The 20,415-nt window shown below is 69.3% G+C and carries 18 protein-coding genes; 5 read left to right on the top strand and 13 right to left on the bottom strand.

Annotated elements, in window-relative coordinates:
• Window positions 1-63 precede the first annotated feature (63 nt).
• Window positions 64-1,506: an NAD(P)H-hydrate dehydratase gene (locus tag M8859_RS09940; protein WP_159922989.1), complete on the bottom strand. Its 1,443-nt coding sequence runs from the start codon at window positions 1,504-1,506 to the stop codon at window positions 64-66.
• Window positions 1,507-1,548: 42 nt separating this feature from the next.
• Between M8859_RS09940 and M8859_RS09935 the strand changes: the two genes are divergently transcribed.
• Window positions 1,549-1,977 (top strand): cupredoxin domain-containing protein, encoded by a 429-nt coding sequence (locus tag M8859_RS09935; RefSeq protein WP_159922987.1) that lies wholly within the window; start codon window positions 1,549-1,551, stop codon window positions 1,975-1,977.
• Between the two features lie 79 nt (window positions 1,978-2,056).
• Here the strand turns inward: M8859_RS09935 and M8859_RS09930 are convergent, their stop codons facing one another.
• Window positions 2,057-2,548: a MarR family winged helix-turn-helix transcriptional regulator gene (locus tag M8859_RS09930; protein ID WP_159922985.1), complete on the bottom strand. Its 492-nt coding sequence runs from the start codon at window positions 2,546-2,548 to the stop codon at window positions 2,057-2,059.
• A 134-nt stretch (window positions 2,549-2,682) separates the two neighbouring features.
• Here M8859_RS09930 and M8859_RS09925 point away from each other — a divergent pair, with 134 nt between their 5' ends.
• Complete coding sequence (locus M8859_RS09925) at window positions 2,683-3,870, top strand: MFS transporter (protein ID WP_195071243.1); 1,188 nt, start codon at window positions 2,683-2,685, stop codon at window positions 3,868-3,870.
• A 49-nt stretch (window positions 3,871-3,919) separates the two neighbouring features.
• Here M8859_RS09925 and glmS read toward each other — a convergent pair whose 3' ends face one another.
• On the bottom strand, window positions 3,920-5,803 hold the full coding sequence (glmS, locus tag M8859_RS09920; protein WP_195071244.1) for a glutamine--fructose-6-phosphate transaminase (isomerizing): 1,884 nt from the start codon (window positions 5,801-5,803) through the stop codon (window positions 3,920-3,922).
• Window positions 5,804-5,839: 36 nt separating this feature from the next.
• On the opposite strand from glmS, the gene M8859_RS09915 reads away from it, so the two are divergent.
• Complete coding sequence (locus tag M8859_RS09915; protein ID WP_249644135.1) at window positions 5,840-6,697, top strand: poly(ethylene terephthalate) hydrolase family protein; 858 nt, start codon at window positions 5,840-5,842, stop codon at window positions 6,695-6,697.
• Between the two features lie 27 nt (window positions 6,698-6,724).
• Here M8859_RS09915 and M8859_RS09910 read toward each other — a convergent pair whose 3' ends face one another.
• The 5 genes from M8859_RS09910 to M8859_RS09890 form a co-directional block, all read right to left on the bottom strand.
• A complete protein-coding gene (locus M8859_RS09910) occupies window positions 6,725-7,075 on the bottom strand; it encodes a hypothetical protein (protein WP_159922979.1) in 351 nt (116 codons plus the stop codon).
• Window positions 7,076-7,124: 49 nt separating this feature from the next.
• Complete coding sequence (locus M8859_RS09905) at window positions 7,125-8,834, bottom strand: PspC-like choline-binding domain-containing protein (RefSeq protein ID WP_249644134.1); 1,710 nt, start codon at window positions 8,832-8,834, stop codon at window positions 7,125-7,127.
• Window positions 8,835-8,892: 58 nt separating this feature from the next.
• Window positions 8,893-9,204 carry a hypothetical protein gene (locus M8859_RS09900; RefSeq protein WP_195071247.1) on the bottom strand — a complete coding sequence of 104 codons (312 nt, stop codon included), beginning with the start codon at window positions 9,202-9,204 and terminating at the stop codon, window positions 8,893-8,895.
• Between the two features lie 206 nt (window positions 9,205-9,410).
• Entirely contained in the window at window positions 9,411-9,716 is a 306-nt protein-coding gene (locus M8859_RS09895; RefSeq protein WP_159922973.1) for a DUF6802 family protein, read from the bottom strand.
• 88 nt (window positions 9,717-9,804) lie between these two features.
• The gene (locus M8859_RS09890) at window positions 9,805-9,996 is read right to left on the bottom strand and encodes a PspC domain-containing protein (protein WP_159922971.1); all 192 of its coding nucleotides are present in this window, start codon (window positions 9,994-9,996) and stop codon (window positions 9,805-9,807) included.
• 148 nt (window positions 9,997-10,144) lie between these two features.
• On the opposite strand from M8859_RS09890, the gene M8859_RS09885 reads away from it, so the two are divergent.
• Window positions 10,145-11,800 (top strand): ABC-F family ATP-binding cassette domain-containing protein, encoded by a 1,656-nt coding sequence (locus M8859_RS09885; protein WP_195071312.1) that lies wholly within the window; start codon window positions 10,145-10,147, stop codon window positions 11,798-11,800.
• Window positions 11,801-11,890: 90 nt separating this feature from the next.
• Here M8859_RS09885 and glmM read toward each other — a convergent pair whose 3' ends face one another.
• The 5 genes from glmM to M8859_RS09860 form a co-directional block, all read right to left on the bottom strand.
• A complete protein-coding gene (glmM, locus tag M8859_RS09880) occupies window positions 11,891-13,267 on the bottom strand; it encodes a phosphoglucosamine mutase (RefSeq protein ID WP_195071248.1) in 1,377 nt (458 codons plus the stop codon).
• 216 nt (window positions 13,268-13,483) lie between these two features.
• The gene (rpsI, locus tag M8859_RS09875) at window positions 13,484-14,002 is read right to left on the bottom strand and encodes a 30S ribosomal protein S9 (protein WP_159922967.1); all 519 of its coding nucleotides are present in this window, start codon (window positions 14,000-14,002) and stop codon (window positions 13,484-13,486) included.
• Window positions 13,999-14,442 (bottom strand): 50S ribosomal protein L13, encoded by a 444-nt coding sequence (gene rplM, locus M8859_RS09870; protein WP_040864934.1) that lies wholly within the window; start codon window positions 14,440-14,442, stop codon window positions 13,999-14,001. The genes rpsI and rplM overlap by 4 nt, the downstream gene beginning before the upstream one ends.
• A 176-nt stretch (window positions 14,443-14,618) precedes the next feature.
• Window positions 14,619-16,271, bottom strand: coding sequence for a hypothetical protein (locus M8859_RS09865; protein ID WP_159922965.1), 1,653 nt, complete (start codon window positions 16,269-16,271; stop codon window positions 14,619-14,621).
• A gap of 100 nt (window positions 16,272-16,371) precedes the next feature.
• Window positions 16,372-18,864 (bottom strand): FHA domain-containing protein, encoded by a 2,493-nt coding sequence (locus M8859_RS09860; RefSeq protein WP_159922963.1) that lies wholly within the window; start codon window positions 18,862-18,864, stop codon window positions 16,372-16,374.
• Between the two features lie 103 nt (window positions 18,865-18,967).
• On the opposite strand from M8859_RS09860, the gene M8859_RS09855 reads away from it, so the two are divergent.
• Window positions 18,968-20,413: a neutral zinc metallopeptidase gene (locus tag M8859_RS09855; RefSeq protein ID WP_159922961.1), complete on the top strand. Its 1,446-nt coding sequence runs from the start codon at window positions 18,968-18,970 to the stop codon at window positions 20,411-20,413.
• Window positions 20,414-20,415 lie beyond the last annotated feature (2 nt).

Below are 20,415 nucleotides of genomic sequence, written 5' to 3'. Positions count from 1 at the left end.
ATCTCGGTTGCAACCGGTTTACGCGCCGGTCAGCGCTGTGCTCGACGCCACGATGAGCACAGCCTACGTATGGGCGAGGCCGCGGAGGACTCCGATCGCGGGACGGACGTGGGTCGCCAGGACGCTCGCCGAGACCGGGGCTCCCGCGGGCGCGCCGTCGTGGGCCGCGAGGTTCGCGGCCAGGGCGTGCACCCGCGCGGCCGCGGCAGCGGACCAGGCGGTGTCGCGACCCGCGGCGAGCAGCGTCCCGATGATGCCCGAGAGCACGTCGCCCGCGCCCGCGGTGGCGGCCCACGAACCGCCCGCTTCGTTGACCAGCACGGGGCGGCCCGGTGCGGCGACCAGCGTGGCCCGACCCTTCAGCAGTACCGTGACCTGCCAGGCATCCGCGAGGTCCCGGACCGCGGCCACCCGGTCTTGGCCGACTTCGTGACCGGTGAGGCGGGCGAACTCGCCCGCGTGCGGGGTCAGCACGGTCGGCGCCGCGCGATCGCGCACCAGGTGCGGCCGTGCGGCCAGCAAGGTCAGGCCGTCGGCGTCGACCACGACCGGTAGGTCGGTGTCCAAGATCTGGCGGAGGCGTTGCCCGGCGTCGGCATCGGTGCCCGCGCCGGGACCGAAGACCCAGGACTGGACGCGACCGGTGTCGGCGAGCTGCCGGGTGGCGATGACTTCCGGAAAGTGGCTCAGCACCTCGGCCGCCGCGGTTCCCGCGTACCGCACCATGCCCGACGTCGCGGCGACGGCAGCGGCCGCGCACAGCACCGCGGCGCCCGGATATGTCGCGCTTCCCGCGCATATGCCGGTCACACCCTGTGTGTACTTGTCGTCGGCCGCGCCGGGAACCGGCCATTCGGCGCCGATCGAGGCGGGCTCCAGTGCGACGAGACCCGGCTCCGGGAGACGTAAACCGATGGGGACCAACTCGATTCGGCCGCACTGCGGCGCGGCGAGCGCATGCACCGGTTTGTAGCCGCCGAAGGCGACCGTGACGTCCGCGCGCACGGCCGGGCCCTCGATCGCGCCGGTGTCCGGATCGACGCCGCTGGGCAGGTCGGCCGCGACGATCGGAGCGTCCAGCGCCGCAACGATTTCCGCGGCACGCGGCCGCAGCGGACCACGACCGGAGATACCGACGATCCCGTCGATCACCAGATCCGGGCGACCTGGGTCGTCGGCGACTCGACCGCCCGCAGCGCACAGCGCCGCGAGTCCTTTCGCGTGCGCCCGCTCCGGGTTCAGCAATACCGCGGTGACCGCGACACCGCGGCGGCGCAACTGCGCTCCGGCGTAAAGCGCGTCGCCCCCGTTGTCGCCGGACCCGACCAGCAAGGTCACCGCCCGACCCGCGACACCGCCGGTGCGCTCCCGGAGTTCGCCCGCCACCACGGTGGCCAAGCCGTGCGCCGCACGACGCATGGGCACGCCGTCCGGCACCCGGGTGAACAGCTCGGCCTCCGCCGCACGCACTTCGTCTACGGTGAAATAGCCCCGCTGCGTGGACATCGCCGCTCCCTTCGTCGGTGTGGCCTACTACGCTTGGCCATCATGCCAAGCGTCCGCCGCCACACCGGGACTGTCCGCCTCGTCACGGGAGTCGCCTTGGCCGGGGCGCTGCTGCTGTCGAGCTGCGGCGGAGACGAACCCGGCTCGGCCGCCACCACCACGAGGAAACCGGCTCGGCCCACCACCACCGCTCAGCAGACCGGCGAGCGCAAACCCGCCGCCGCCACCGTGGTGGTGGACGATATGGAATTCTCCCCCGCCGAGGTCGCCGTCGCGGTCGGCGACACGGTCACCTGGAAATTCGACGACCAGGTCCCGCACACCGTGCAGGGCATCGGCGACAAGGCGATGGGCATCAACAGCCCGATCCTCGACCGGGGCGAGTGGAGCTACACCTTCACCACGCCGGGCACCTACCGCTACCTCTGCTCACTGCATCCGGAGATGCGCGGGTCGGTCACCGTCGAATAGCGGGGCGAGGGCGCGCTGCGGCGCGTTCGCGGACCACCACATGCCTGCCGCCAGATCGCAGGCTCCTCCTTGTATCCGGTCAGACCGGGCGGTAGTCGCGGGGGCGTGCGCCACGCGCCGAGCTGGTGTTGAGGGCTTCGACCGCGGCCACGAGCGGAGCGAGTTCGGGGTTGGCGGCGGCTTGACCGAGCGCGCCCGCGAGGGCGGCGTCGTGTGTGGGCCGGGCCCGCGCGAGCAGGTCCAATCCCGCCGGAGTGACGTCGGTGTAGATGCCACGACGGTCGTCGGGGCACAGGTAGCGCTGGAGCAGGCCGCGATCTTCGAGCCGGGAGACCAGGCGGGTGGTGGCGCTCTGGCTCAGGACCACGGCTTCGGCGACCTGGTTCATGCGCAGGTGCCCGCCGGGGCCATCGTGCTGGCGGCTCAGGACGACCAGCAGCGAGAACTCGCGAACGCTCAGGTCGTGGCCGGATTGCAGCGCCCGCTCGATGTGCGCCTCGATCCGGTCGTGCAGCAGCGAGAGTGCGTACCAACCATCGGCCAGGCCCGTCAGGGCGGCATCCGCGGTCATGGCGTTCCTTCGGCTCGGGGATCGTGCCTCCAGGATAGACAGGCTACGCAATATCCAGCGCTTGCAATTATCAAGCGTATGCAATTATTGTTTGCGCCTGTAAAGCTCTAAGGCAACATCCATGTGGAGGCTCCATGCCGCTCGCACTCCTCGCCCTGACCCTCGGGGCATTCGGGATCGGGACGACGGAATTCGTCGTCGTCGGTCTTCTGCCCGACATCGCGGGCACCTATTCGGTGTCCATCCCCACGGCAGGCCTGCTGGTCACCGGGTACGCGCTAGGCGTCGTGGTGGGTGCGCCGTTGATGACCGGCCTCGGCACCCGGGTGGCGCGCAAACGCATGCTGCTCGGCATGCTGACGCTGCTCGTTCTCGGCAACGTGCTCTCCGCGGTCGCACCCACCTTCGGGCTGATGCTCAGCGGACGGATCGTGGCGTCGCTCGCCCACGGCGCGTTCTTCGGTATCGGCGCGGTCGTCGCGGGGACGCTGGTCAGCGCCGACCGGCGTGCCGGTGCGATCGCGATCATGTTCACCGGTCTCACCGTCGCCACGATCGTGGGCGTGCCGCTCGGAACGCTGCTCGGTCAGCACTTCGGCTGGCGGCTGACCTTCTTGTTCGTCGCGCTGGTCGGGTTGGTCGGGCTGGTGGGAGTCGCGGCGTTGGTCCCGGAACAACCCGCCCCCGCGGACGCGCGGCTGCGCACCGAATTGGCGGTGTTCCGCAATCCCCAGGTGCTGCTGGCGATGGCGATGACGGTGCTCGGCTTCGGCGGCGTATTCGCAGCGATCACCTATCTGGCGCCGATGATGACCGAGGTCACCGGCTATGCGGAGAGTTCGGTCATCTGGCTGCTGGTGCTCTTCGGGCTCGGCTTCTTCGCGGGCAACCTGATCGGCGGCAAGTTCGCCGACCGCCACCTGATGCCGATGCTGTATCTCACCCTCGGCGGGCTCGCGATCGTGCTCGCGCTGTTCACCGTCACCGCGCACCACAAGGTGGCCGCCGCCGTCACTGTCGTGCTGATCGGCGCACTCGGCTTCGCGACCGTCCCGCCGCTACAGAAGCGCGTCCTCGACCACGCGGCGGGCGCGCCCACCCTGGCCTCCGCGGTCAATATCGGTGCGTTCAACCTCGGCAACGCCGTGTCGGCCTGGCTCGGTGGCGTCGTGATCGCAGCGGGTCTGGGCTACACCTCCCCCAACTGGGTCGGCGTGGGTTTGGTTCTGGTCGCGCTGGGTCTCGCGGTCCTGTCCGGATACCTCGAACGCCGCGACACCCCCGCCGTTGCGGCGGAGCCATCGGACGCGGTGCACGCATAGAAACATGCGAAGCGGCGGCCGCGCACTCGAGGGTGCACGGCCGCCGTGCCTATTCCACGGTGACGGATTTAGCCAGGTTGCGGGGCTTGTCGACGTCGTAACCTCGAGCCTGCGCCACCTCGGCGGCGAAGATCTGCAGCGGGACCGTCGACAGCAGCGGCTGGAAGAGAGTCGGCGCGCTGGGAATCTCGATGAGGTCGTCGGCGAACGGGCGAACCGTGTCGTCGCCTTCCTCGGCGATCACGATCGTGCGCGCCCCGCGCGCCTGGATCTCCCGGATATTGCTCAGCAACTTCGAGTGCAGCACCGCGCGACCCTTGGGCGACGGCATCACCACGATCACCGGGAGGCCGTCCTCGATCAGCGCGATCGGACCGTGCTTGAGCTCGCCCGCCGCGAATCCCTCGGCGTGCATATAGGCCAGCTCCTTGAGCTTGAGCGCGCCCTCCAACGCCACCGGGTAGCCGACGTGACGTCCCAGGAACAGCACGGTCGGCACCTGCGCGAGTTCCCGTGCGATGGTCCGCACCTGCGGCGCGGTCTCCAGCACGCGTTCCACCAGCTTCGGCATTGCCTCCAGTTCGGCGAACTCGCGGGCGACCTCGTCGGGGTACTTGGTGCCGCGCGCCTGCGCCAAGGCGAGCCCGACCAGGTAATTCGCGGTCACCTGGGCCAGGAACGCCTTGGTGGAGGCGACGCCGATCTCCGGCCCGGCCCTGGTGTAGAGCACCGCGTCGGACTCGCGGGGAATCTGCGCGCCGTTGGTGTTGCAGATCGCCAGGACGCGCGCCTTCTGCTCTTTCGCGTGGCGCACCGCCTCCAGCGTGTCGGCGGTCTCGCCGGACTGGGAGATCGCCACCACCAGCGTGGAGCGATCCAGCACCGGATCCCGGTAGCGGAATTCGCTGGCCAGCTCGACCTCGACGGGCAACCGCGTCCAGTGCTCGATGGCGTATTTGGCCAGCAGACCGGAGTGGTAGGCGCTTCCGCACGCGACGACGAACACCTTGTCGAAATCGCGCAGCTCCTGGTCGGCCAGACGCTGCTCGTCCAGCACGATCCGGCCCGCGCCGTCGCGATCGGTGCTGAAATGCCCCATCAGGGTGTCGGCGACCGCGGCGGGCTGCTCCTCGATCTCCTTGAGCATGAAGTAGTCGTGGCCGCCCTTCTCGGCCGCGGCAAGGTCCCAGTCGATCGTGAACGGGCGGGTGCGCGAACTCGCGTCCTCGCCGGTGAAATCGGTCACCCGGTAGCTGTCCAGGTTGATCACGACAGCTTGGTCCTGACCGAGCTCGACCGCCTCCCTGGTGTGCTCGATGAACGCCGTGACATCCGAGGCGATGAACATCTCGCCCTTGCCCACGCCCACCACCAGCGGCGTGGAACGGCGCGCGGCCACGATCATGTCCGGGTGATCGGCGTGCGTGAAGACCAGGGTGAACGCGCCCTCCAGACGGCGCAGCACGGCCAGCGCGCTGGCCGCGAAGTCACCGGCGGTCGGGCCGTTCGCATACGCGCGGGCCACCAGGTGCACGGCTACCTCGGTGTCGGTGTCGCTGCTCAGCTCGACCCCGGCGTCCTCCAGTTCGCGGCGCAGCGGAGCGAAGTTCTCGATGATGCCGTTGTGCACCACCGCGACCTTGCCGCTGTCGTCCCGATGCGGGTGCGCGTTGCGGTCGGTCGGCGCGCCGTGCGTCGCCCAGCGGGTGTGCCCCATGCCCGTGGTGCCCACGAAGCGGTCGATGCCGGTTTGCGACAGCTGGGCCTCCAGGTTGGCCAGGCGACCCGCCTTGCGTTCCACCGCCAGCGCGCCCGCGCCGTCCAGGATCGCCACACCCGCGGAGTCGTAACCGCGATATTCCATGCGGCGCAACGCGTCAACGACGACGCCGAGCGCGTCTCGGTACCCGACGTACCCCACGATTCCGCACATGGCTCACCACACTACTTATCGGATAACGTTCACGTCGTGTCGGCGTCTGTGAAATCGCTACTGAGCACCCTGACCAGCCGGGGCCCGCACCGCGTGTTGCGCGGCAATCTGGCCATCGCCGGCCAGCCGGGGGTGGTGTTCACCCCCGAGTCCGGGCGGAATCTACCTGCCGTCGCCTTCGGGCACGGCTGGCTGACCGGGGCGGGGCACTACCGCACCCTGCTGGAACACCTCGCTTCGTGGGGAATTGTGGCCGCCGCCCCGGACACCGAGCGCGGGCCGATCCCGTCACATCTGGGGCTGGCCGCCGACTTGCTGACCACGCTCGACATCTGCACCGGCGTGCGGCTCGGCGACGGCGAGATCAGCGTGCACCCGGAGCGTCTCGCCCTGGCCGGACACGGCATGGGCGCGGGCGCCGCCGTCATCGCCGCCGGACGCCGCGACGTCGCCACCGTCGTGGCGCTGTTCCCCGCGCCGACGTCGCCGGCCGCCGAAGCCGTCGCGCCCGAGCTCGACGTTCCGGCGTTGATCCTGGCCGGCGCGACCGACATCACCTCGGTCAGCTCCAACGCCATCCCGCTGACCACCGCGTGGGGTGGTCCCGCGATCCTTCGCGCCGTCGACAAGGCCTCGCACAACGGCATCATCGAGGGCCGGCGTATCCTCGCCGCCATCGGCGCGGGCAAGCACGAATCGAAGACCGCGCGCACCACCCGCGCCCTGCTGGCCGGATACCTGCTCGCCACGCTGGCGGGCGACAAGACCTACCGTCCCTTCGCCGAGCCCGACGAGGTCATCCCGCACACCACGGTCGTCGACCCCGAAGCGCCGCAGGAGAAGGAGCCGCCGAAGCTGAAGGTCGGCCAGTTGGCCGCGCTGCTGCGACGGTAGCCGACTCACCGGTGTCCGGAGCGCCGGTCAGATCAGCCAGCTCTTGCGTTGGTAGAACTTGGCCTCCTCGTCCTCCTCGTCGACCGGCGCGACCGTCTGATTGGCGCGCCGGGCGGCCATCGATCGCGCGACGGCCTCGCGCTGCTCCCGCGCTTCGTCCTCCAACCGTCGCTGCGCCTCCGCCTCGGCGGCGGCCTTGTCCAGTTCGGCGGCGTGCGTCGCCCAGAACTGGTCCATGTCCGCGGTCAAGCGATCGGCGAACTCGCGGCCGGTCGCCGCAGTCTGCTCGTTGATCGCCTGGATCTCGTCGAGCAGCAGAGACATGCGGCGCTGATTCTCGGCGGCGAGTTGCCTCGCTTCCTCGGCGTAATTCACCACGCGGCGCCTCCTCGCTCCTCCGAGGTGGCGGTACCGGTCGCGGCCGCGCTCACAGCGGACCAGCCTCGGCGAAGTCCGCTCCCAGCGGTCCGGCTTCGGCGAGTTCCGCGCCGCTGTCCACCGGGGTGTCGGGTTCCGGCTCGCCTTGCTCCGGCAGCGGCTTCGGGTAGTGCTCGCCGTCTTCTTCGCGGCGGGTGCTCGGCGGGGTCGCGCTCGGCAGACCGGGCCGACCGGCTTCGGTCTCCGGGGCCGGGTCGGGCGATTTCTGCTTCTCCTGAGCCTCCGGCGCCGGAACCTCAGGCGCCGAAGGCTGTGCGTTCTCCGCTTTCGGATCGGTGGTCGAGATGATCGGCATCCCGTGCTCGTTCAGCTCGACGGTGAACTCCTGTTCTTCGCCGGTGGCGTCGGACAGGAGGAGTTTCAACCGGCCGTCCGGCCCCATCTCGAACTTCACATGCTTTCCGCCGATATCGAATTCGGCCTTCGGCTCCACTTTCTCGTTCTCGGCTTCTTCGTTTTCGACGTCGGCCTCGGCGTTCTTCGGATCGACGCTCTGCATGAGCTTTTCGACCGCGTCATCGACCCCGCTTTTGATCGTGCCGCTCAGCGCGGACAGCCCCTGGGTGACCGCCTGGCCGAGACCCGTTGCCAGGGGGGAGAACTCCCTGGCCACCTGGCTGATCGCCGCCAACCCGTCCAGCGACGGCGTCCTGAGCGCCGGGGTGGTCGGGTTGCTGGGCGTGGTCGGAGTAGTGGGTGTGGTCGGTGTGGTCGACGTGGGTACGCTGCTGGGTGTGGTACTCGCCGGGGTCGCGGTGGCGGGTATCCCAGGCGGCCCCGGGGCAGCCGTGTTCGTGGGATTGTCCTGGCTCACAGGAGCATCCGGCTGGGGGGTGGCCGGTCCTTCCGGGCGGGGGTAGGCCTGCTCGGATACCTGCGCCATCGCATCGGTCAGGTTCTTGTACTGGTCATTGAACAGGCGATCGACCTCGGCGCAGACATCGACATACGACGCCAGTTTTCGATCGAAATCCGGTTTGAAGGTCTTGGTCAGCCACTCGTCGGTGACGCTGCGGACCCGGTCGCCGTACGCGCCGGTGAGCAGATTCTTGCTGTCGGAATTGATGAAGCCGAGAACGCTTTTGTTGATCTGGTCCTCCGGCACGGCGAGCGCGGGGAAGATGCGACCGAGTTCGCGCACTTGGTCGGCGTCGATCCACTCCCGCGCATTGTGCACGTCGACAATGACTTTCACGTCTTCGGGAGTCTTACCGTCGATCTTGACGACTTTGCTGCCGCCCACCGGGCCCTCCAGCAACTCACGGGTGGCGAACGCCTTCGCGGCGACCGCCGAGCGCAAGGAACCGGCCATATCCGCGATCACGGTCATGGCCGCCCGGGCGTGCTGCCGGTCCTCGTCGGCAAGGACCGACTGTTTGCCGAGCATGTCGAGCGCGGTGGCGGCCGCCGTTCCCTGCCACAACTCGGGCAACCTGCGGTTGTAGCCCTGCTGCGCGTCCCATTGCCGATCGACTTCGGCCAGAGCGACTTTCAGCGCCTCGCCCGCCTGCTCCAGCTTCTCCACCCGCATGCCGCGCTGCTCGTCGTACATCGCCAGCAGCTTGTCGACGTTCCCGCGCCCCCCGTCGCCGCCGAACGCCGCCTCGTACAGCGGCATGAACTCGATCCAGTACTGCAGGCCCGCGCTGCCCTCGTCCAAGAGGGTGTCGATCGCCTTGCCCTGCCACGAAACCGTCATGATTCCGACTCCTCGAATGTGTGGTGTCGCTGGTGCGAACACGTGTCATTCGGCGGTTTCATGTCTTGTTCGTCTCGGAGGCGCGTTGCTGGTCGGTCTCGGCGTATGCCACTACGGCGGCGCCGAGCGCGTCGGCGGTCGCGGTGGTGGCGTCGCTCCAATTCCGCAGCCATGCGCTGATTCGGTCCAGGCCCTGATGAACCGCCGTTCCCTGCGGCGCGTAGTTGCGGCCCGCCTCGCCGCCGATGCCGAACCGGTGATCGGCGACTCGTACAGCTTGGTCGCGGACGGCGTCCGCCGATCTCCGGTAGTCGCTGCCCAGCGCACCGAGTTCCCCCGTCCGGACACCGACCATCTCCGACCCACCCACGATTCCCCTCCATCCTCGTAGTGTCATTGCGCCGACGTGAAACTCGTTCGCGCCTGATTCCGCCGTACTTCCTTCGACGCAACACGCCGACACCCGGTTCCCCCGAATTTCGCGCCGGCGGCACAACGATCTCGGCGGCCGAACCGCTCGTGTCGGATCGTTGGACGTGGGCGCCTCCGAATCGGTTCCTTCCGACGCCGGTTCGGCTAGCCGCCGATCCGGCCGTGATCGGTGCGAACCCACTCGGACGTGCCGTCGGGGTGGCGGTGGAATTCCCAGGCGGCGTAGTCGCCGTCCTTCTCCACCACGGTGACGTGGTCGGCGAAGCCGTCGTGGTCGTAGTCGGTCCAGACGTGCATCGCCTCCTCGCCCGTCGTGGTGATGGTGTCGAGGGTGCCGTCGCCGTCGATGTCCTGGGTCGGGTGATGCAGTTCGATCGCACCCAATCCACCGAGCGACGAGGACGCGTCGATGCCGGGTATATCCAGACCGGGGAATTCCGAGGTGATCATGACTCCTCCTCAGCAGGACTCGTACGGTGCCGCACAAGCGGCATCATCCCATCCTGACAGCCGAGCGGCCTCGGCGCAGCCTTCCAGCTCACTTCTTCGGCATCACCAGCCACAGTACGAGGTAGAGGATGAACTGCGGACCGGGCAGCAGGCACGACACCACGAACAGCAGACGGACGACGTTGGCATTCCAGCCGAGGTAGTCGGCGATGCCACCGCAGACGCCCGCGATCCACTTGTCGTGGGCGGAACGGGCGAAACGGCGGGTGGGGACGGTCATTGGTCTTCCCTCTCTGGCGGTGATCGCTACGACCTCCACTGTCCTCGCCGCCGCAGGCCGCGCCATCGGCCCGGCGGGCGATACCGACCCTGATTTCTCCCGGGGGCCGACCTCAGGGTGCGACCCTGAGCACGGCAGACTCGTGCTGGTGAGCACCACTCTGCATGCCCGCGGCCTGTCGGCCGGTCACGGCGAGCGCACGCTGTTCGCCGACCTCGATCTGACCCTCGCGCCGGGCGACGTGATCGGCCTGGTCGGCGTGAACGGCGCGGGTAAGTCGACGCTGCTGCGCATGCTCGCCGAGCGGCAGGCGCCGACGGGCAGCATCACGCTCAGTCCGCCGGACGCGACGGTCGGTTACCTGGCGCAGGAGGCGCAGCGTGTCGCGGGTGAGACCGTCTTCGATTTCCTCAGTCGCCGAACGGGAGTCACCGCGGCCCAGCGGACGATGGACGCCGCGGCCGAGCGACTCGCCGAAGGCGGGCCGGATGAGTACTCCCCCGCGCTGGATCGCTGGCTGGCTCTCGGCGGCGCCGACTTGGACCAGCGCGCCCACGAGGTGGCCGCCGACCTCGGCCTCGCCGACAGCCTGCCGAGCGGCCTGGACACGCCGATGACCGGTTTGTCCGGTGGCCAGGCCGCACGCGCCGGGCTGGCCTCGGTCCTGCTGTCGCGCTTCGACATCCTGCTGCTGGACGAGCCGACCAACGACCTGGACCTGGACGGCCTGGCCCGGCTGGAGCGGTTCGTCGCGGGCGTGCGGGTGCCGCTGATGGTGATCAGCCACGATCGGGAATTTCTGGCGCGCACCGTGAATCGCATCGTGGAGCTGGACCTCGCCCAGCAACAGGTGGGGCAGTACGACGGCGGTTACGAGTCGTATCTGATGGAGCGCGAGATCGCTCGGCAGCACGCGCGCGAGTCCTACGAGGAGTACGCCGACACCAGAGCGAGCCTGGAGGCCCGCGCGCAGATGCAGCGCAACTGGCTCGAGCACGGCGTCCGCAACGCACGCCGTAAGGCGCGTGATCCCAGGAAGCTGGATTCGGACAAGGCAGGCCGCAAGATGCGGGCCGAATCGACCGAGAAGCAAGCCGCCAAAGCCAGGCAGACCCAGCGCCGCATCGAACGATTGGAGGCAGTGGAGGAGCCGCGCAAGGAGTGGGAGCTGCGCATGAGCATCGCCACGGCCCCGCGCAGCGGCTCGGTGGTGGCGACGCTGTCCCGGGCGAGGGTCACCCGCGGCGACTTCACTCTGGGACCGATCACCACCCAGGTCGACTGGGCGGACCGCATCGTACTCACCGGGGCGAACGGCTCCGGGAAGTCCACCTTGCTGGCGTTGTTGCTGGGTAAGCTCCGGCCGGACAGCGGGACCGCGAGCCTGGGCTCCGGTGTGGAGATCGGGGAGGTGGACCAGGCACGCGAACTTTTCCGCGGAACCGCCGCCTTGGCCGACACATTCGGGGCCGCGGTACCCGACCTGCCGGAGGCGGAAGTGCGGACACTGCTGGCCAAATTCGGTCTGCGCGGCCCGCACGTGCTGCGGCCGTGCGACACCCTCTCCCCCGGTGAACGCACCCGCGCCGCCCTCGCACTGCTCCAAGCCCGCGGGGTGAACCTGCTCGTGCTGGACGAGCCGACCAACCACTTGGACCTCGTCGCCATCGAACAGCTGGAGCAGGCCGTCGAATCGTTCACCGGCACACTCTTGCTCGTCACCCACGACCGCCGCATGCTCGACACCGTCCGCGCGACCCGTCGCTGGCACATAGCTGCCGGCGTACTCACCGAGACGCACTGACACCGGGCGCGCGTATACTGCCCAGCGCACCGCAATTCCCGTTTCGAGCGAAGCGAGACCGCACACCCAGCGCCGAAGGCGCCGGCGAAATCACACAGCCGCTACCCGTTTGGCGAGATCGTCCGCCAGCTGCCGCGCCTGCGCCGGATCGGTGGCCTCCACCATCACCCGCACCAGTTCCTCGGTGCCGCTGGGCCGCAGCAGTACTCGTCCGGAGTCGCCGAGCGTCCGCTCCGCCTCCAGCACCGCTTCCCGCACCTCCGGTGCGCGCGCGACCACGGCTTTGTCGCTGACCGGCACGTTCACCAGGATCTGCGGCACGGTTTGCAGCACACTCGCCAGGTCGGCCAGAGTGCGCCGGGACTGCGCCATCCGGGCCATCAGGCGCAGGCCGGTCAGGATGCCGTCACCGGTGGTGCCGTGGCGGGGGAACACCACATGCCCCGACTGCTCGCCACCCAGCGTGTAGCCGCCGCGCCGCAACTCCTCGAGCACGTAACGGTCGCCGACCGCGGTGGTGCGCAAAATGATTCCGGCCGCGCGCATGGCGATGTGCAGACCGAGGTTGCTCATCACGGTGGCGACCAGGGTGTTTTCGGCCAGCTCGCCCGCCTCGTGCATGGCCAGCGCCAGGATGGCCAGAATCGCGTCACCGTCGACCACGTTGCCGTAGGCGTCGACGGCCAGGCAGCGGTCGGCGTCGCCGTCATGCGCCAGGCCCAGGTCTGCCCCGTGCTCCACTACCGCGGCCCGCACCTGGTCGAGATGGGTCGAGCCGCAGCCGTCGTTGATGTTCAGCCCGTCGGGTTCGGCGTTGATGGCGATCACTGTCGCTCCCGCCTCGCGATACGCGGCGGGCCCCACCTCGGCGGCGGCGCCGTGCGCGCAGTCGACTACGACGGTCAGCCCGGACAGGTCCTGGCCGGTCGCCTCCACCAGGTGCTCCACGTAACGCTCGTGGGTGCCCGCGAGGCTGTACTGGTCCGGGATGACCAGCCCGTGATCCCGCGCGCCCGCCGCGCTGCGCACCCGTCCGATACCGGCGCCGGTCGGGCGGAACGGCGTGTCCGCGGCGACGAGCGCCTCGATCCGGTCCTCGATCGCGTCGTCGAGTTTGTGCCCGCCCGCGGCGAAGATCTTGATGCCGTTGTCCGGCATGGGGTTGTGCGAGGCGGAGATCATCACGCCGAGACAGGCATCGTACAGACCGGTGAGGTAGGCGACGGCCGGCGTCGGCAGCACTCCCACCGAGAGCACGTCCACGCCCGCCGCGGTCAGGCCGGCGGTCACCGCGGCCTCGAGCATCTCTCCGCTGGCCCGGGGATCGCGGCCGACCACCGCGAGCGCACGCTTCTTGCCCCGGCTCAGGATCTGCGCGGCCGCTCCGGAAACGCGCAGCGCGAACTCCGGACTCAGCGACTCGTTGGCAAGCCCGCGGACTCCGTCGGTGCCGAACAACCGTCCCATACCTCGCCCCTCATTGGTGATCCGTGACGTGAGCGTCGGCCCTGGGAGGCACCGGACTGTGCACCATGCAAGCCCCACGCACGCCACATCTTCATACAGCGCGAGAGCAGGCGACCAGCTGTTCGCTGGAAGCCTGCTCTCGTACAGCTGCCGCGTCGACCGTACCGCCTCCGGCACCGCGAGGGCGCCGGATGCGGAGGGCCGACGATGCCGAAATCAGCGCTTCGAGTACTGCGGCGCCTTGCGCGCCTTCTTCAGACCGTACTTCTTACGCTCGGTGGCACGCGGGTCACGAGTCAGGAAGCCGGCCCGCTTGAGGGCGGGACGATCGTCCGGGGTGACCTCGATCAGCGCGCGGGCGATGGCCAGCCGCAAGGCGCCTGCCTGGCCGGACGGGCCGCCGCCGACCAGGCGGGCGTGCACGTCGAAGTTCTCGGTGCGCTCGACGGTCACCAGCGGCGACTTGACCAGCTGCTGGTGCACCTTGTTCGGGAAGTAGTCCTCGATGGTGCGGCCGTTGAGCACGAAGTTGCCGGAGCCGGGCAGCAGGCGCACGCGCACGACGGCCTCCTTGCGGCGGCCGACGGTCTGCACCGGGCGGTCGATCACGACCGGAGCGTAGGTCTCGGAAGAGTCCGAAGCCTCGGAGTCCTCGTAACCCGCACCGTCCTCGACGGGCTCGGCAGCGTCGAATTCCTCGACGAAGTCCTCGTTGAATTCCTCGGGAGCGGTCACTGGGCCACCTGCTTGATCTCGAACGGAATGGGCTGCTGAGCGGCGTGCGGGTGCGTGGGGCCAGCGTAGACCTTCAGCTTGCCCGCGATGGCGTTACCGAGCTTGTTCTTCGGGATCATGCCCTTGACGGCCTTCTCCACGAGCCGATCGGGACGGGTCTCCAACACCTGACCGACGGTCCGCGACTTGAGGCCGCCCGGGTGCCCGGAGTGGTGGTGGATCAGCTTGTCCTGCCGCTTGTTGCCGCTGATGGCGACCTTGTCGGCATTGATGATGATGACGAAATCGCCACCATCGACGTGCGGGGCGTAGGTCGGCTTCGTCTTGCCACGCAGCAGATTCGCTGCCTGGACGGCGAGACGGCCGAGCACTACGTCAGTGGCGTCGATGACGTACCACTTACGGGTCACGTCACCCGCCTTGGGGCTGTACGTAGGCACAGTGCTTCCCTGTCTGTCGTCGGTGTTGCCAGCCGAGCGTGCGGTCGAGAGTGTTCCCGGCGGCCGGTGGAGACCCGGGGCTCGGTGGACGCTCGGGCGATCCACCAGGGATCGACCGGACGTTCCACACGCCAACGAGCCACGATACCAGTGGGGTATCGCGGGAAGAAATCGCGTCAGATTTCGATCGGCGGACCGAAGTCCATGGCTCCGGGCGGGCCGGGGACCAGGTAACGCAGGGTGTCGACGTCCGGCCGCCCGCACTCGGCGACGCTTTCGTGGCCTTCGGGCCCGTTCCCCCGCGCTGTGGTGACTCCCGGTCTGGGCTTGGTGATCGCGTAGGGGACGCTCGGACACGCGACCGGCTCGGCCGCACCGTCGGCGGCCATCTCCTCCGCGACCACCGATCCCGTGTCCCCCACGACCTGCCGCGCGGTCAGCTCGACCCGATCGCCTCCGGACGGAAGCGCGACCACGGCCAGTGCCACTGCCCCGGCGACGGTGTTCGCTCCGAACAAATTGCCCTTCATCTTGTTCCAGAGCTTGCCCTTGCGGTGCCGATCGTCCGCATCGGACTCCGGGTCCTGCCAGGCGTCCTGGCGCTGTCCGCCGTGTAACGGCTCCGGTGCGCCCGAGTAGGGCGGCTGCGGGCCCAGCGGCGGCACCGGCCCACCGGGCAGCGGCCCCGACGGCGGGCCCGCGAGGTCGCCCTGCGGACGCCCGGTCTGCTGCTCGTCGGGCGCGCTCGGCGGCCGGGTGAAGCGACTGCCCAGCTCGGCGAGGTTCGGCGGGAGACCCCGCGGCGCCTCGTCGTGCTGGGTCGGGTATCCCGGCCCGTACTGGACGCCGGGCACCGGCCCGGTCGATCGCTGTCCGGCGTCCGCGGGTTGCGGCGGCGCGGGGTACTCGGCCTGGGGCCGCGCGTCCACCGGGCGCTGCGGGACAGGCTCGGCATGCCTGCCCGCCGGCTCGGGCTCCTCGGCTTCGGTGTCGCTGACCAGCAGGTGCGCCGCGCCGAGCACGAGCGCGTGCATCGGATGGTCGGCCACGTGCAGCCGGTGGCCGAGATGGTTCTGGAAAGCCAGGCGCAACGCGTCGTTGAAGCGCACGTTGCCCGACAGCAGGACCGTCGAGGTGTCCGCGCCGATCGAACGCGCAGCGGCCATCACCTCGATCACCACGTCGTCCGCCGACCTGGCATCGCGCATGGCCTCCGCGTCGACCGGAACGTCGACCGACTCGGTGGGCTGCTCGTCGTCGCCGTGCACCGCGACCACCAGCATGCTGCGGCCGTCGGAGTACACGCCCGTCGCGCCGATGCCGTGCGGCATGGAGCGGTCCGGCGGGTGCACCAGTCCGAGCGCTCGGACGTAGCCGGACAGCGCGACGCTCTCCGGCAGCGGCTCCACCATCACGTCGAGCTGTTCCACCATCGAGGCGTATACCTCGACCTTCTCCTCCGGCCAGTTGTCCGGGAAGGGCAGCGCCACCAGGTCCGGTTTGCCGCGCAAGTGTTTGCCGATCTCCGCGAGCGGGTTGTACATGCGCGCGCGGAAGACCAGCTCCGCGGGCCACGTCGCGCCCGCGACCACGATCTGCGGATGTCCGAGGATGTCGCGCACGTCGGCGATCGCCATTCCGAGATCCGGCCTGTTGCGTTCCACGCCCGCCGTATGCAACCGGCCCGACGAATCCGCCAGCAGATAGGCCGGCGGCGTCCACATACCCTCCACCTGCACCGGGCGGATGGGGATGCCACCGCCACCGGCCGCCACAGACACCACATCCCAGCCGAGATGCACTGCCCCTACTCGCACCGTCACAGGCATAAGTGTGCCCGGTTCGCGGCCGAGATGCTCGTCGTTGCCCTCCCGCGCCGCTCGGAGCCGCTTTCGCGCACCGGGGCGCCCGCGAACGCTCGAAGCCGCGTCACGCCGCCGACTTCTTCAGTCGCAAGCGGCGCCAGGTGAGGACCGCCAGTACCACGGTGATCAACAGCAGCACGCCCGCGTCCAGCGCCCAGATCTCCGGTTTGTGCTGCCAGAGCGTGTCGGGCTGCGCGTTCAGGAACAACTCACGGACGTTCACCGTCGACGCACCGGCCGCGTAGCCCCAGCGCGCCGGGAACAGCCAGGACACCTGCTCCAGCACGATGCGGCCGGTGACCGGGATCAGACCGCCCGCCATCACCAGCTGGCACATGATGGCCACCACCAGCAACGGCATCACCTGCTCGTTCGACTTCGCCAGCGACGAGAGCAACAGGCCGAGGACCACGCAGCAGATCGCGGTCAGCGCGATGTCGATGTACAGCTCCGCGCTGCCGGAGGCCAGCACCGCCCCCTCTCCAGGACGCTTCTTGCCCGCGAGCACGATGCCGACCAGCACCGCTGATTGCAGCAGCGCGGTCAGGCTGAACACGGCGATCTTAGCCATCAGGTACGCCGAAGGCAGCAGCCCGACAGCGCGTTCGCGGTGGAAGATGGTCCGTTCGCCGACCAGGTCGCGCACTGTGAGCGTGGAGCCCATGAAGCAGGCACCCAGAATGAGCACCACCAGTAGCTGCTGCGTCTCACTGCCGCCCTCCGGCACGAATGTGCCGTCCGGCAGCGCTTTCAACGCGCCGCGTTGGAAACCGTTCTTCCCCGGCACCACCAGCGAGAGCGCACCGAGGATGAACGGCAGGATCACGAGGAACGTGAGATAACCGCGGTCGGCCAGGATCAGCCGGATCTGACGGCGCGCCAGGGTCGAGAACTGCTTTCCGCGACTGGACTGCGGTGGACTGCCCGCGGACCCGTACGGCTGCGGAGGCGGCGGAGGCGGCGGTGCGAACGCCTGCCGGGAGCGATAGGCCGCGAACGCCTGATCCGGGTTGGCCGCGACGTTGGCGAAGATCTCCGCCCAGTCGCTGGTGCCGAGCGCCGCGCCGACACCGGCCGGGTTGCCGCAGTAGGCGGTCTTGCCGCCGGGGGCCAGCAGCAGCACCTGGTCGCACATGTCCAGGTGCGCCACCGAGTGGGTCACCACGATCACCACGCGGCCGGCGTCGGCCAGCTCGCGCAGCATCACCATGACCTGGCGGTCCAGTGCCGGATCGAGGCCGGAGGTCGGTTCGTCCAAGATCAGCAGCGACGGGCCGGTCAGCAACTCCAGCGCCACCGAAGCGCGTTTGCGCTGACCGCCGGAAAGGCGGTCGACCCTGGTGTCGGCGTGCTCGGTGAGCGAAAGCTCCTGCAATACACCGTCGATGACCTTCTGCCGGTCCTGCTTGCTGTTGTCCCGGGGCAGCCGCAGCTCGGCCGCGAAACCGAGCGCCTGGCGCACCGTGAGCTGGCGGTGCAGCACGTCGTCCTGCGGCACCATGCCGATGCGGGAACGCAGCGCCTCGTACTCGGCGTGCAGGTTGCGCCCCTCGAAGGTGACCACGCCGCCCGAGGGCCGGGTGGTGCCTGCGATCAGGCGCGACAGCGTCGACTTGCCCGCACCGGAGGGCCCGATCAGCGCGGTCAGCGTCCCGCGACTGGCCGACATGTTCACGTCGACGAGCAGTTGCTTGTTGCCCTCGACGGTGAAGCCGACCCCGTGCACCGCGAGGCCCTGCTCGGCGACCGGCTTCTGCCGGTGCACCAATGTGCCCTGCTGGACGACGAAGTCGACGTTGCCGACGGTGATGATGTCCCGTTCGCGCAGCACCACCCGCTGCTGGCGGTGGCCGTTGACGAACGTGCCGTTGGCCGAACCGAGGTCCTCGATGGTGAGCCCCTCGGCGGAGGCGACCAGACGGGCGTGCTTGCGCGAGGCCAGCGGATCGTTGACGACGATCTGGTTGTCGGTGGTGCGGCCGATGCTCAGCCCGGTCTGCGGGATCCGGTCGGCGCGGGCGATGGGCGCCGTGGCGGCCCTGGCCCGGACCGGCGGCATGTTCGAGGTCTCGGCCCTGGTCGTCATGTTGACGTTCAGCGCGGGCGCGGGCGTGTCCTGCGGCGGGGAATAGTGCGGACGCTGGAACTGCTGCGCGGGTCGCCGGACCGCCTGCGGCGGCGGACCGGGCTGCGCCTGGGGCGCCTGCTGCGGGGGTCGCACCGAAGGCCGGTGCGGTGGTTGCGGGCTCGCCGGCAGCAGATGCAACAGCGGACCGCTGATGGCGTCACCGAGCCGGACCTGGGTTGGCCGGTCGATCGACACCGGCTGGGTCAGCCTGCGCGCGTCGACGAACACCCCGTTGGTGCTCCTGTTGTCGGTCAACACCCAGGCGCTGCCCTGCCAGGCCAGCGTCGCGTGCACACGAGAAACGAGCGGGCTGTCGACGAACAGCGTCACCTCCGGCGCGCGGCCCATCGTGACCTGCTGGCTCGAATCGAATACTCGTTCGTTTCCATCATGGCGCACGGTGATGGTCTGCGCCCCCGGTGAAGACATGCAGCGGATACTATTCCATCACCCGGACATCGGCGGTGCCCCCGATGCGCCAATTGCCGCGATCCGGCGACGTGAACGCTGTACCGGTCGACGAGGGGGAACCTTGCCGAGAGTGGGAGCGACCTCGCTGGTCGCGGCGCTGCTGGGTGTTCTGATACTGGCCGGGGGCTGCACCCGAGTGGTCGACGGCCGCGCCGTATCCGTCTACGACGATCCGTTCAAGGTCGCCGGACTGCCGACCACGAGCGGACCCAGCGGACCGCGCACCGGCGTCCCGGACAGCCCACTGACCGCGACGAATGGCGACGGCGGGGCCGTGGACACGCTGGCGCTCAACGCCGTCGACGACATCCAGACCTACTGGCGCGGCGAGTTCGGCAAGGAATTCCAAGGCGAGTTCAAGCCGGTGGAGAAGCTGCTGTCGTGGAGCGCGAAGGCTGGGCGCAGCGAGGCGGTCGAGTTCTGCAAGGAGACCACCTACCGCTTGGTGAACGCCGCCTACTGCCGCTTGGACAATTCCATCGGCTGGGATCGGTCGGTGCTGCTTCCCACCATGGAGGAGGCCTTCGGCAAGATGGCCGTGGTGATGGTGCTCGCGCACGAGTACGGGCACGCGGTGCAGACCATGGCCAAGATCGTCGGGCCGAAGGACCCGGTGATCGTCAAAGAGCAGCAGGCGGACTGCTTCGCGGGGGCGTTCATGCGGCACGTCGCCGAAGGCAAGGCCCGGCACTTCACGATCAACACCTCCGACGGCCTGAACTCGGTGCTCGCCGCCACCGTCGCCATCCGCGACTCCGACCCCGACGACCCGGAGAGCGTGCACGGCTCGGCCTTCGAACGCGTCACCGCGGTGCAGATCGGTTTCACCGACGGCCCCAAGGGGTGCAAGGGCATCGACCAGGACGAGATCGACCAGCGCCGCGCGAACCTGCCCCAGAGTTTCAGCGACGACCAAGGGCACGGCGAATTCCCGATCACCAAGGAAAGCCTGATCGAACTCACCAAAGCGCTCGAGTTCATTCTGCCGGTCGATCACGAGCCGACCTACGACTACTCCCGAGCGAAGATCGAATGCCGCAACGGCGTGGTCACCGAACCGGTGTCGTACTGCCCCGCGAAGAACACGATCGCCGCGGACATTCCCGGGCTCGCCGAGCGGGGTACCTCGAACTCCGGCGAGGACGACCCGCTGCCGCTCAAAGTGACCGGCGACTACAACGGCTACATCGTGTTCATCTCCCGATATACCCTGGCCGTCCAGCAGAGCCGCGGCCAGAGCCTGGTGGGCGCCAAGACCGGACTGCGCGCGGCTTGTCTGTCCGGAGTGGTCACCGGCAAGCTCGCCGAATCCGGCCGACCGGTGAGTCAGGGCGATATCAAGCTCGCCGCAGGCGATCTGGACGAGGCGGTATCGGGTCTGCTCACCGACGGCTTGGCCGCGAGCGACGCCCAAGGCAGGACCGTTCCCAGTGGTTTCTCCCGGGTCGAGGCCTTCCGCGCGGGCGTCCTGAACGGCGAGAGCATCTGCGCCGCACGCTATGCCTAGCG

It is taken from the genome of Nocardia sputi, assembly GCF_023501985.1.
The sequence above is the reverse complement of the archived record's forward strand: the minus strand, read 5'-3'. Positions and strand labels throughout refer to the sequence as shown.

Bases quoted from the DNA above. Each gene is read 5' to 3' on its own strand.
- M8859_RS09940 (WP_159922989.1), bottom strand. From the start codon at position 1,506: ATGTCCACGCAGCGGGGCTATTTCACCGTAGACGAAGTGCGTGCGGCG.
- M8859_RS09935 (WP_159922987.1), top strand. From the start codon at position 1,549: ATGCCAAGCGTCCGCCGCCACACCGGGACTGTCCGCCTCGTCACGGGA.
- M8859_RS09930 (WP_159922985.1), bottom strand. From the start codon at position 2,548: ATGACCGCGGATGCCGCCCTGACGGGCCTGGCCGATGGTTGGTACGCA.
- M8859_RS09925 (WP_195071243.1), top strand. From the start codon at position 2,683: ATGCCGCTCGCACTCCTCGCCCTGACCCTCGGGGCATTCGGGATCGGG.
- glmS (WP_195071244.1), bottom strand. From the start codon at position 5,803: ATGTGCGGAATCGTGGGGTACGTCGGGTACCGAGACGCGCTCGGCGTC.
- M8859_RS09905 (WP_249644134.1), bottom strand. From the start codon at position 8,834: ATGACGGTTTCGTGGCAGGGCAAGGCGATCGACACCCTCTTGGACGAG.
- M8859_RS09895 (WP_159922973.1), bottom strand. From the start codon at position 9,716: ATGATCACCTCGGAATTCCCCGGTCTGGATATACCCGGCATCGACGCG.
- M8859_RS09890 (WP_159922971.1), bottom strand. From the start codon at position 9,996: ATGACCGTCCCCACCCGCCGTTTCGCCCGTTCCGCCCACGACAAGTGG.
- glmM (WP_195071248.1), bottom strand. From the start codon at position 13,267: ATGGGACGGTTGTTCGGCACCGACGGAGTCCGCGGGCTTGCCAACGAG.
- M8859_RS09865 (WP_159922965.1), bottom strand. From the start codon at position 16,271: ATGCCTGTGACGGTGCGAGTAGGGGCAGTGCATCTCGGCTGGGATGTG.
- M8859_RS09860 (WP_159922963.1), bottom strand. From the start codon at position 18,864: ATGTCTTCACCGGGGGCGCAGACCATCACCGTGCGCCATGATGGAAAC.